This is a genomic window from Cupriavidus sp. 09_S30, from assembly GCF_056930435.1.
This window is the reverse complement of record NZ_JBXOWI010000002.1, coordinates 1870828-1882269: the sequence shown is the minus strand read 5'-3', so window position 1 is coordinate 1882269 and position 11442 is coordinate 1870828. Positions and strand designations below refer to the sequence as shown.

Sequence of the window (11442 nt, the reverse complement as noted above, 5' to 3'; positions counted from 1 at the left end):
GCGCCACCTGGCGCGCCGGACGACAGGAACTACAGGAGACGAACTTGCAAGCCGTTCCTTCCAGCGATCCGCGCCGCCAGGCGCTGCGCGAATTCCGCGAATCGATCCAAGCCCAGCACCTGAGCCCGCTGTGGGATTCCCTGCACACGCTGGTGCCATCCGAGCCCAGGCCCGCCTGCAGGCCCGCGCTGTGGCGCTACCGTGACATCCGCCCGTGGCTGATGCAGGCCGGCGAACTGATCACCGCCGAGGAGGCGGTGCGCCGCGTGCTGGTGCTGGAGAATCCCGGCCTGCCGGGCCAGTCGGCCGTCACGCAGGCCCTCTACGCCGGCCTGCAGCTGATCCTGCCCGGCGAGGTGGCGCCTTCGCACCGCCACACGCAGTCGGCGCTACGCTTCATCGTCGATGGCAAGGGCGCCTATACCACGGTCGACGGCGAGCGTACCACCATGCATCCGGGCGACTTCATCATCACGCCCTCGTGGACCTGGCACGACCACGGCAACCTGGGCATGGACGGCCACGCCGAGCCGGTGGTCTGGCTCGACGGCCTGGACATTCCCATGCTGCGCTTCTTCGACGCGGGCTTCGCCGAGAACGACAGCGCGGCCTCGCAGCAGGTCGTCCGCCCGGAAGGCAACAGCTTTCACCGCTGGGGCTACAACATGGCGCCGGTGCGCCAGATCGGCGCGATGAAGAACTCGCCCATCTTCAATTACCCGTATGCGCGCAGCCGCGAGGCCCTCGACCGCCTGCAGCGCGATGGCGGCGCCGACGCCTGGCATGGCTTCAAGCTGCGGTATGTCAATCCGAGCGATGGCGGCTGGCCCATGCCGACCATCGGCACCTTCCTGCAACTGCTGCCGGCGGGTTACCGCGGCAAGCCGCACCGCAGCACGGACGGCACCATCTACTGCGCCGTGGAAGGGCAGGGTACGGCCGTCATCGGCGGCGAGCGCTTCGCCTTCCGGCCGCAGGACATCTTCGTCGTGCCGTCCTGGGCAACCCTTTCGCTCGAGGCCGAGGCGGAAACCGTGCTGTTCAGCTACTCCGACCGGCCGGTGCAGATGGCGCTCGGAATCTTGCGCGAGCAGTTCTTGGAGGCCTGAGCGCCGCCGCCCGCGCCGGCGGTTGGCTCCCCTCTCCCGCTTGCGGAAGAGGCGCCGGGGGTGAGAGCAGGCGCTGGCGGCTGCGCTGACGGTCGCGCAGCGCCAGCCCTCGCATCCACTTTCGGCCCACCATCCGCCGGGCGCAGCCGCAGATTCCAACGCATCCCCAAACCAGCCGTTCCAAGCCATTTATCTTCGAGGATTACCCATGACCTTCGCCTTCGCCCCCACCCCCACCGTCGGCCTGCCCATCGTGGGCTCGCAGGAGCAGTTCCCCGTGCGCCGCGTCTACTGCGTCGGCCGCAACTACGCCGCCCATGCCCGCGAGATGGGTTTCGATCCCGACCGCGAGCCGCCGTTCTTCTTCTGCAAGCCCAATGACGGGGCTTCGATCGTGCCGGTGCCGGCCGGCACGCGCGCCGAGCTGCCTTACCCGCCGCGCACCGCCAACTACCACTACGAGGTGGAGCTGGTGGTGGCGATCGGCCGCGGCGGCAGCGATATCGCCGTGGAACAGGCCGCAGAGCATATCTACGGCTTTGCGCTCGGCCTGGACATGACGCGCCGCGACCTGCAGATGCAGATGCGCGAGCAGGGCCGTCCCTGGGAAGTGGGCAAGGCCTTCGACTACTCCGCGCCGATCGGCCCGATCCGCACGCTGGCCGAGACCGGCGATCTGGCGCGCGGGGCAATCTCCCTGGAAGTGGACGGCGAGGTGCGCCAGAGCAGCGACCTGGCCAAGCTGATCTGGTCGGTGCCGGAGGTGATCGCGAATCTATCGACGCTGTTCCGGCTGGAGCCGGGCGACCTGATCTTCACCGGCACGCCCGAAGGCGTAGGCGCGGTGCGCGCCGGCCAGCGCATGGTGGCAAAGCTCGACGGCTTCCCGGCGCTGGAAGTTGCTGTGGTCTGAGGCCGACGGACATGAAGCTGCACACCTATTTCCGCAGTTCGGCCTCGTACCGGGTACGCATCGCCCTGAACCTGAAAGGGCTGGCCTTTGAAGCGGTGCCGGTGCATCTGCGGCGCGGCGGCGGCGAGCAGTTCGCGCCGGCCTACACCGCGCTGAATCCCGAGCAACTGGTGCCGGCGCTGGAGGCGGACGGCCAGGTCCTGACGCAGTCACTGGCCATCATGGAGTATCTCGACGAGTGCCATCCGCTGCCGCCGCTGCTGCCGGCCGGCGCCGCGGACCGCGCCTATGTACGCAGCCTGGCGCTGCAGATCGCCTGCGATATCCACCCGCTCAACAACCTGCGCGTGCTGGCCTATGTGGAAGGCCTGCCGGGTGTGGGCGAAGCGGGACGCGCGGCCTGGTACCGCCACTGGATCGAGACCGGCTTCGACGCGCTGGAGCGCCGCCTCGCCGCCGATCCGCGCACGGGATGCTTCGCCTGCGGTGACAATCCGACGCTGGCGGATATCTGCATCGTGCCGCAGGTGTTCAACGCCAGCCGCATGGGCATCGATATGGGCCTCTGGCCCACGCTTGCCGGCATCGCCGAGCGTGCCGGCGCCCTCGACGCGTTCGCGCGCGCCGCCCCCGCGGTGCAATCCGACGCCGAATAGGCGTGCGGGGCCTCGACTAAAGATTGGAGACAGACATGACATCCCCCATTCCTTCCGCAACGATCAACCAGAACGGGCCTGCACAGGGCAGGACCGGCGCGCCGGTCATCATCATCGGCGGCGGCATCGGCGGCCTGGCCACGGCGTTGGCGCTGGCACGCCTGGGCGTGGCCAGCGAGCTGTTGGAGCAGAGCGAGCAGATCGGCGAGATCGGCGCGGGCCTGCAGCTTGGCCCCAATGCCTTTGCCGCGCTCGATGCGCTGGGTGTCGGCGAGGCCGTGCGGTCCCAGGCGGTGTTCACCGAGCGGCTGCTGATGCTGGACGCGGTGGATTGCGCCGAGGTGGCCTCGGTGCCCGTCGGCGAGGACTTCCGCCGCCGTTTCGGCAATCCCTATGCGGTCAGCCACCGCGCCGACCTGCACGGTGCCTTGTTCGACGCCGTGCGCGCCGAGCCGCTGGTGCGCTTTCATACCTCGGCGCGTGTCAGCGAAGTGGCCTATGACGACCAAGGCGCGCGCGTGGCCACGGCGGACGGGCGCGCCTGGCAGGGCTGTGCCGTGGTCGGCTGCGATGGCGTCAAGTCGGTGCTGCGCGAGGCGCTGGTAGGAGACACCGCGCGCGTATCCGGCCACGTGGTCTACCGCGCCGTGGTGCCCGTCGCCGATATGCCCGAGGACCTGCGCATGAACGCGCCGGTGGTCTGGGCTGGCCCGAACTGCCACCTGGTGCACTACCCCTTGCGCGGCGGCGAGCTGTACAACCTGGTGGTGACCTTCCATAGCCGCGAGACCGAGACCTGGGGCGTGCGCGAGGGCAGCAAGGAAGAGGTGCTGTCCTACTTCGGCGGCATTCATGCCCGCCCGCGCCAGTTGCTGGACCGTCCCACCTCCTGGCGGCGCTGGAGCACCGCCGACCGCGAGCCGGTGGCCAACTGGAGCAGCGGCGCCGCTACGCTGCTGGGCGACGCCGCCCACCCGATGATGCAGTACCTGGCCCAGGGCGCCTGCATGGCGCTGGAAGACGCGGTGACCCTAGGCGAGGCGGTGAAGGCCTGCGACTTCGACCTGCCCGCAGCCTTCCGCCTCTACCAGCAGGCGCGCATCACGCGCACCGCGCGGGTGGTGTTGTCGGTCCGCGAGATGGGCCGTCTCTACCACGCGGCAGGCGTGGAGCGGCTGGTGCGCAACGCGCTGTGGAAGGGGCGCTCGCCCGAAGGCTTCTATGACGCGGTGGCCTGGCTCTACGACTGGACGCCGTCCCGCTGTCTGGCAGACGGCGGCGTGCCGCAAGTGGCGCCGGAGCTGGCCCGGGCGGCCTGAGCGCGGTACTTGCGTTGCGGCCCCTGGGCCGCCCGCGCTAACGCAGCCAGGGCGCAGCCATGGCGCATCAAGCGGCGGCGGGATGCCAGCCGGGCAGCGCGTGCAGGCCGCTGGCGGGACCGGGCACTGCCAGCAGGCAGTCCGGTGTCACGCCGTGCAGGTTGGCGCAGGCATTCGCCAGCGCGGCGGCGTCGCGCAGGCCCGCGGCCTGGGCCAGCCGGGTCAGCCCGGCCGCTGTCGCCGACTCGGGCGCCAGCACGGGCGCGGCCAGCGCGTAGACCGCATGCGCTACCCGCTGCTCGCGCAGCAGCGCATGCAGCGCTTCGCCTTCGGCAAATAGCCGCGCGCGCACCAGGCGCGGCGGCACATGCCAGCGGTCGGCCGCCAGGCCGGCGTTCCACGCTAGCCGCGGCTGCAGGAAGATTGCCCGCGCCAGCGCGCGCGACCAGTATTTTTCCTGGCCACTGGCCGCCACCATGCGCGGGCACGCCTCGTCGGGCACGGCGGTCAGGGTCAGTTCGACCGGCCGGGCCGGTGCGGCCAGCAGGTCGCAGTCGAAATGCGCGAAGGCGGGCACCACGAAGGGATTGCCGGGCCGCACCTCGCGCCGCGCGTTGGCATCGTGCAGCCGCACCACGCCGCGCAGCGCTTCCACCCGCACTGCGAAGGGAAAGCGCAGGCGGGTGAGGCGGAGTTCGGAGCTGCTGAGGAAGGCCATGGCGGAACGGAAATCGGGCGTGGCGGCGTGCCGTTCCTTCATTGTATGCCGGCCGGGGCGCCGTCATTGTCATCGGCGCGACAAGGCAAGCGCGACAGGGCAAGGACAGCGGGGCGTGGCGCGCTCATAGTTCCGACAGCCCGAAGCGGCGCAAGCGCTCCAGGTCGGTGACGCGGATGCTCTGGTAAGACAGGTCGACCATGCCGTCCGCCGTCAGCCGGCGCAGGGCCTGGTTCACGCGCTGGCGGGACAGCCCGGTCAGCAGGCCGATCTCTTCCTGCGACAGCTCCAGTACCGCGCTGGTGCGCGGATAGAGCGCCGGGTGGAACAACTGTGCGATGGCCTGCGCCACGCGCGCGTCGGCGCCCAGTAGCCGATCGTTCTGCACCATGGCGATGAACTGGCCCATGCGCTCGTTGAGCTGCCGTACCACGAAGGCGGCGAAGGGCAGGCTCTCGTTCAGCAGGGTATGGAAGACATCGTCCGGCACCAGCAGCGCGCGCGAGGTTCGGATGGCGATCACGTCGTAGCGGCGCGGCTCGCGCTTGATCACGCTGCCTTCGCCGCACCAGCCGCCAGCCGGCACACCGGAGAAGGTGCAGCCGCGCCCGTCGGCGGTATAGACCGCCAGCTTGATGAGGCCGGTGTCCACGCCGATCCAGTAGCGCGACGTTTCGCCGCGGCGGGCGATATAGGCGCCGGCCGGGTAGTCGAGCGCCAGGGTTTGCCGCGCCGCCAGCTCCTGGTGCGCCGGCGCCAGCGCGGCGAACCACTCGTGCCCGGCGAGCAGCGCCGCGGCCTGGGCCGGCGAGCCGGTGGTGGCGGAGGACGGAACGTCGGTGGTCATGTCGCGGAGAGGTGGCGAGGAGAGAGGCGAGGCTGGTGGCGGCAAGTAAATAGGGAGCAAAAAAGAGAAAAAAGGCAGCAAGGGCGGCAGGGGCGCCAAAATGCGCCGGGCGCGTCGCACCGTCGCACTGTCATCCAGGCGACAGTGCGGCGGCGTGTGCGATGATAGCCTTGCAGCGCAAAAAGTAACAGCAGCCGGCTGCAGACCGCGCCGGTGCAAGCGGAGACTCCAATTATGCCAACCGACTTCGAGACGGGCCTGGGCAAGAATCCGGCCAATTTCGTTCCCCTGACTCCGATCGACTTCATCGCCCGCGCTGCCGAGGTGTACGGCGACCGGCTGGCGATCGTGCACGGTCCCGTGCGCCAGAACTGGCGCGACACCTATGCCCGCACCCGCCGGCTGGCGAGCGCGCTGGCCGCCGCAGGCGTGGGCAAGGGCGACACGGTGGCGGCGCTGCTGCCCAATACGCCGGCCATGGTCGAGGCCCACTTCGGTGTGCCGATGGCCGGCGCGGTGCTCAATGCGCTCAATATCCGCCTCGATGCCGCCAACCTGGTGTTCATGCTGCGCCACGGCGAGGCGCGCGTGCTGCTGGCCGACACCGAGTTCGCTGACGTGGCGCGCCAGATGGCGCTCGAAATCCCGGGCCTGAAGGTGATCGCGGTGCACGACGCGCTCGGCCCTGAGCCGTCCCAGCCCTTCGGCGAGACCGACTACGAGAGCTTCCTGGCCGGCGGCGATCCCGAGTACGCCTGGCGCCTGCCCGACGACGAATGGGACGCCATCGCCCTGAACTACACCTCCGGCACCACCGGGGATCCGAAGGGCGTGGTCTACCACCACCGGGGCGCGGCGATCAATGCCGTCTCGAACATCCTCGAATGGGACATGCCCAAGCACGCCGTCTACCTGTGGACGCTGCCCTTGTTCCACTGCAACGGCTGGTGTTTCCCCTGGACTGTGGCGGCGCGCGCGGGCGTCAATGTCTGCCTGCGCAAGTTCGAGCCCAAGCTGGTCTTCGACCTGATGCGCGAGGAGGGCGTGACCCACTACTGCGCCGCGCCGATCGTGCACACCGCGCTCGTCAATGCGCCGCCCGCCTGGCGCGAAGGGCTGCGCGGACCCGTGCGCGGCATGGTGGCCGGCGCGCCGCCGCCGGCCGCGGTGCTGGCGCAGATGGAGGCGATGGGTTTCGACCTGACCCATGTCTATGGGCTGACCGAGGTCTACGGCCCGGCCGCGGTGTGCGCCGAGCAGGATAGCTGGACCGCGCTGTCGCAGGAGGAGCGCGCGGTCATGAAGGCGCGCCAGGGCGTGCGCTACCACCTGCAGTCGCAGGTGGCCGTGCTCGATCCCGACACCATGCAGCCTGTGCCGGCCGATGGCGAGACCATCGGCGAGATCATGTTCCGCGGCAACATCTGCATGAAGGGCTACCTGAAGAACGAGAAGGCCTCGCGCGAAGCCTTTGCCGGCGGCTGGTTCCACACGGGCGACCTGGGCGTATGCACGGCCGACGGCTACGTGAAGATCAAGGACCGCAGCAAGGACATCATCATCTCCGGCGGCGAGAACATCTCCAGCGTGGAGGTGGAAGACGCCCTCTACCGGCACCCTGCGGTGCTGGCGGCGGCCGTGGTGGCCCAGCCCGATGCCAAGTGGGGCGAGACGCCGTGCGCCTTCGTGGAGCTGAAGGAGGGCGCAAGCGCGACCGCAGAGGAACTGATGGCACACTGCCGCACGCTGCTGGCCGGCTTCAAGGTGCCCAAGGCGATCTACTTCGGGCCGCTGCCCAAGACCTCGACCGGCAAGATCCAGAAGTTCGAGCTGCGCCGCAAGGTCAAGTCGGACTCGGCCATCGACGTCTAAGGCGGCCCTCGGGGCTGGTCCGGCCCGCGGGGCACAGCGGCGGCATGCCGCCGCCTGTGTCCCGCGCTGCCCCTGTGCGACAATGTTCGGCACGGCCCGCCAGGGCCGCTTCCCACCTGCCAGGACCTCCCCATGACCTCCAATACGGCTGAACCGATCCGCGCGCTCGATGCCGCCGCGCTGCGCGAATTCGTCGAGCGGAAGTGGGACGACGAAATCGTCGCCGCGCTGACCGACTACATCCGCGTACCCGCCAAGAGCCCGGCCTTCGATGCCGCCTGGGCGGACCACGGCTACCTGGAGCGCGTTATCGCCGATGCGGCAGCCTGGGCCGAGCGCCAGCCGGTGCGTGGCCTGAAGCTGGAAGTGATCCGCCTGCCGGGACGCACGCCGCTGCTCTATTTCGAAACGCCGGCCACGCGTTCGGGTGCCAACGAGACGATCGTGCTGTACGGGCACCTGGACAAGCAGCCGGAATTCGACGGCTGGCGCCGCGACCTGGGCCCCTGGACGCCGAAGATGGAAGACGGCCGGCTCTACGGCCGCGGTGGCGCGGACGACGGCTACGCCATCTACGCCAGCATCGCGGCCCTGGCCGCGCTCGACGCGCAGGGCGTGGAGCGGCCGCGCTGCGTGGGCCTGATCGAGACCTGCGAGGAATCCGGCAGCTACGACCTGCTGCCGTACGTGGACGCGCTGCGCGAGCGGCTGGGCCGGGTCAGCCTGGTGGTCTGCCTCGATTCGGGCGCGGGCAACTATGACCAGCTATGGCTGACCACCTCGCTGCGCGGGCTGGTGGTGGGCGACCTCGAAGTCGAGGTGCTGGAGGAGGGCATCCATTCGGGCTCCTACGGCGGCATCGCGCCGTCCAGCTTCCGCGTGATGCGCCAGCTGTTCGAGCGCCTGGAGGATGCGGCCACCGGCAACATCCTGCCGGGCGCCTTCCATTGCCCGGTTCCGCCCGACCGCCTGCGCGAGACCGAGGCCGCCGCGCATATCCTGGGCGAGGCGGTGTGGAAGGGCATGCCCTGGTCCTGCGGCGGCGATGGCCGCCCGGTGCTGCCGGTCGTCGCCGATCCGCAGGAGGCCTTGCTCAATGCGACCTGGCGGCCATCACTGTCGGTCACGGGCGCGGCCGGCCTGCCATCGCTGGCGGATGCCGGCAATGTGCTGCGTCCCCGCACCGCCTTCAAGCTCTCGCTGCGCCTGCCGCCGCTCGTCGATGCCGCGCAGGCGGCCGCAGACCTGAAGGCGCTGCTGGAGCTGGATCCGCCCTACAACGCCAAGGTCACCTTCAAGCCCGCAGCAGGCGCCGCCAACGGCTGGAACGCGCCCGGGCTCGCGCCGTGGCTGGCGCAAGCCATGGACGAGGCCTCGCACACGCACTTCGGCCACGACCTCGCCTATATCGGCCAGGGCGGCACCATCCCGCTGATGAACACGCTGCAGGCAGGCTTCCCGTCGGCGCAATTCATGGTGTGCGGCGTGCTCGGCCCGAAGTCGAACGCGCACGGCCCGAACGAGTTCCTGCACGTGCCCTACGCGAAGAAACTGACAGCCGCGGTGGCGCAGGTGATCGCGGTGGCGCCATAAGGACGGCGCAGCGCCTGTGATACCGCCGGCGCAGGGCGTGCATGCGCCCCGCCTCTAGCGGCGCGGCTGCAGCACCAGCAGTGTCGAGGTGCCGTGGGCCAGGATGCGGCCGTCGGCCGCCAGCACACGGGCCTCGGCGGTGATGATCTGCCGCCCCTGGTTGATCACCTTCCCCTCGGCGCGCACGCGGCCGGCGTCGGGCAGGATCGGCCGGGAGAAATTGCCCTTGGTCTCGACCGTGGTGTAAGCCGAACCGGCCGGCAGCAGGGAATGCGCGGCGCATCCCGTCGCACTGTCGATCAGGGTCAGCGCCCAGCCGCCGTGCACCGTGCCGAGCGGATTGAGCAGGTGTGGTGTCGGCTCGCCTTCGAAGACGGCGAAGCCGTCGCCGACCTCGGCCAGCCAGAAGCCCAGCACTTCCGTGATCGGTGGCTGCGGCAGGCTGCCGTCCACGATTGCCTGCAGCACGGCCTTGCCGCTCATGTCGGCGATCTGGGCCGGGTCGGCCAGGCCATAGCGATGCGATGTCATGTGTCTCCTCTCAGTGGAATATATGTAGATGCAATGATTGTATCTGCATATACTAGTGGCATGGAGAAACGAAGACAAGCCCCAAGAACCCTGCGCACCGATGCGCACTCGGCGCTCGACGCCGATCTGGGCGGGCTCGCGCGCATGGTGGCGCGGCGCATCACGGCTGAGCTGGATTCGGCCTTGTCGCCCTCCGGCTTGTCCAGCACGCAGTTCAGCCTGATGTGCCTGATCGCATCCGCGCCGGACGACACCCTGGCCGCACTGGCCCAGCGTGCCGGGCTGAACCAGTCGACCATGTCGCGCAATGTGGACCAGCTCGCCAGCGCGGGCTTGGCCGAGGTCGTGACCTCCGAATCCGACCGGCGCCGGCGCGCCGTCTGGCTGACCGAGACGGGTGCGTTCCGCCTCAAGCAGGCGCTTGCGCTATGGGCACTGGCGAACCGCGCGCTGGTGGCGCGGCTCGGGCCCGGGCTGCCGAAGCTGTTTGCCGAGACCGCGGCTGCGCTTGGCGAATAGGCGCGCAGCGGGCACCGTCTGCCGGTGCCGGCACGAGCCCATCAGTGCGCCGCCGAGCGCGGCGCGGCGGCGGCCCCGGTGCGCGCCCGGGGTACCTCGCCGGTGAAGGCGAAGTCCACCTCCGGCGCGCGCCCGCCGATGATGTCGGCGATGGCCCGGCCCGAGCCGCAGCCGTGGGTCCAGCCCAGCGTGCCGTGTCCCGTGTTCAGGTAGAGCCCCGGCACGCCGCTGGCGCCGATATACGGGACGTTGCCGGGCGTGGCAGGGCGCAGGCCGGTCCAGTAGCGCGCCAGTTCGGGCCGGCTCATGCCGGGGAAGATCTCCAGCGTGCGCCGCACGATGGCCTCGCAGCGCAGCGGGTTGAGTTCCATCGCATAGCCGTTCAGTTCCGCCGTGCCGGCAATGCGCAGGCGGTCGCCGAAGCGGGAGAACACCAGCTTGTATTCGTCGTCGGTGAGGCTCACGCTGGGCGCGCACGAGGGGTCCAGCACCGGCAGCGTGGCCGAGTAACCCTTGGCCGGGTAGATGTCCAGCTTGACGCCGAGCGGGCGTGCCAGCAGCGGGCTGAAGCTGCCCAGGGCGAGCACGTAGGCGTCGGCGCTTTCCAGCTGGTAGGCGCCGCTTTCGTCAGCATATTCCACCGCGCGCATGCCGCCGCCGTCGGCGTGCAGGCGCTGCACGCGCACGCCATAGCGGAAGCGCACGCCGCGCGCCTCGCATTGCGCCGCCAGCGCGGTGGTGAAGCGGTGCACGTCGCCCGATTCATCCTCGCTGGTGAAGGTGGCGCCGGCCAGCCGCGGCGCGATCGCAGCCAGCGCCGGTTCGATGCGTACCACCTCGTCGGTGCCGATCACCTGGCGCTCGCAGCCCAGCTCGCGCATGACGCGGGCCGGCTCGATGGCGGCGTCGAATTCCTTCTGGCTGGTATAGAAATGCAGGATGCCGCGCGTCAGGTGGTCGTACTCGATGCCGGTCTCGGCGCGCAGCGCCTGCAGGCTGGCGCGGCTGTAGGTGCCCAGGTTCAGCAGTTGGATCATATTGTGGGTGGAGCGCCGCGCCGAGCATTCGCGCAGGAACTTCAGGCCCCAGGACCATTGCGCCGGGTCGGCGCGCAGGCGGAACAGCAGCGGGGCGTCTTCGCGGCCCAGCCAGCGCAGCATCTTCCACGGTGCGGCAGGGTTGGCCCAGGGCTCGGCATGGCTGACCGAGATCTGGCCGCCGTTGCCGAAGCTGGTCTCGCGCGCCGCGCCAGCGTTGCGCTCCAGCACCACCACGTCGTGGCCCGCTTTGGCGAGATACCAGGCCGAGGCCACGCCGATCACGCCTGCACCCATCACGATGACTTTCATTTCTCTGGCTCCAGGA

The 11442-nt window shown here is 70.0% G+C and carries 11 protein-coding genes; 7 read left to right on the top strand and 4 right to left on the bottom strand.

The window, feature by feature from the left end; translation table 11 throughout:
• Nucleotides 1-44: 44 nt before the first annotated feature.
• The 4 genes from gtdA (at nt 45) to AC1Z3O_RS28620 (ending at nt 3997) form a co-directional block, all read left to right on the top strand.
• On the top strand, nt 45-1109 hold the full coding sequence (gene gtdA, locus AC1Z3O_RS28635) for a gentisate 1,2-dioxygenase (protein ID WP_483519727.1): 1065 nt from the start codon (nt 45-47) through the stop codon (nt 1107-1109).
• Between the two features lie 208 nt (nt 1110-1317).
• Nucleotides 1318-2022 (top strand): fumarylacetoacetate hydrolase family protein, encoded by a 705-nt coding sequence (locus tag AC1Z3O_RS28630; protein ID WP_483519725.1) that lies wholly within the window; start codon nt 1318-1320, stop codon nt 2020-2022.
• Nucleotides 2023-2033: 11 nt separating this feature from the next.
• Entirely contained in the window at nt 2034-2678 is a 645-nt protein-coding gene (maiA, locus tag AC1Z3O_RS28625) for a maleylacetoacetate isomerase (protein WP_483519723.1), read from the top strand.
• 35 nt (nt 2679-2713) lie between these two features.
• Nucleotides 2714-3997, top strand: coding sequence for a 3-hydroxybenzoate 6-monooxygenase (locus tag AC1Z3O_RS28620; protein WP_483519721.1), 1284 nt, complete (start codon nt 2714-2716; stop codon nt 3995-3997).
• Nucleotides 3998-4064: 67 nt separating this feature from the next.
• Here the strand turns inward: AC1Z3O_RS28620 and AC1Z3O_RS28615 are convergent, their stop codons facing one another.
• Both AC1Z3O_RS28615 and AC1Z3O_RS28610 read right to left on the bottom strand, forming a co-directional pair.
• A complete protein-coding gene (locus AC1Z3O_RS28615; RefSeq protein WP_483519719.1) occupies nt 4065-4757 on the bottom strand; it encodes an AraC family transcriptional regulator in 693 nt (230 codons plus the stop codon).
• Nucleotides 4758-4839: 82 nt separating this feature from the next.
• Nucleotides 4840-5562 (bottom strand): Crp/Fnr family transcriptional regulator, encoded by a 723-nt coding sequence (locus AC1Z3O_RS28610; protein ID WP_483519718.1) that lies wholly within the window; start codon nt 5560-5562, stop codon nt 4840-4842.
• A 234-nt stretch (nt 5563-5796) separates the two neighbouring features.
• Between AC1Z3O_RS28610 and AC1Z3O_RS28605 the strand changes: the two genes are divergently transcribed.
• Together AC1Z3O_RS28605 and AC1Z3O_RS28600 are read left to right on the top strand one after the other, a co-directional pair.
• Nucleotides 5797-7434: an acyl-CoA synthetase gene (locus AC1Z3O_RS28605; RefSeq protein WP_483519716.1), complete on the top strand. Its 1638-nt coding sequence runs from the start codon at nt 5797-5799 to the stop codon at nt 7432-7434.
• A gap of 132 nt (nt 7435-7566) precedes the next feature.
• Nucleotides 7567-9027 carry a M20/M25/M40 family metallo-hydrolase gene (locus AC1Z3O_RS28600; RefSeq protein WP_483519714.1) on the top strand — a complete coding sequence of 487 codons (1461 nt, stop codon included), beginning with the start codon at nt 7567-7569 and terminating at the stop codon, nt 9025-9027.
• 54 nt (nt 9028-9081) lie between these two features.
• On the opposite strand, the gene AC1Z3O_RS28595 is transcribed toward AC1Z3O_RS28600, so the two are convergent.
• Entirely contained in the window at nt 9082-9558 is a 477-nt protein-coding gene (locus tag AC1Z3O_RS28595; protein WP_483519713.1) for a PaaI family thioesterase, read from the bottom strand.
• Nucleotides 9559-9618: 60 nt separating this feature from the next.
• Between AC1Z3O_RS28595 and AC1Z3O_RS28590 the strand changes: the two genes are divergently transcribed.
• Nucleotides 9619-10077 (top strand): MarR family winged helix-turn-helix transcriptional regulator, encoded by a 459-nt coding sequence (locus tag AC1Z3O_RS28590; protein ID WP_483519711.1) that lies wholly within the window; start codon nt 9619-9621, stop codon nt 10075-10077.
• Nucleotides 10078-10118: 41 nt separating this feature from the next.
• Here the strand turns inward: AC1Z3O_RS28590 and AC1Z3O_RS28585 are convergent, their stop codons facing one another.
• Entirely contained in the window at nt 10119-11426 is a 1308-nt protein-coding gene (locus AC1Z3O_RS28585; RefSeq protein WP_483519710.1) for a D-amino acid dehydrogenase, read from the bottom strand.
• Between the last annotated feature and the right edge of the window lie 16 nt (nt 11427-11442).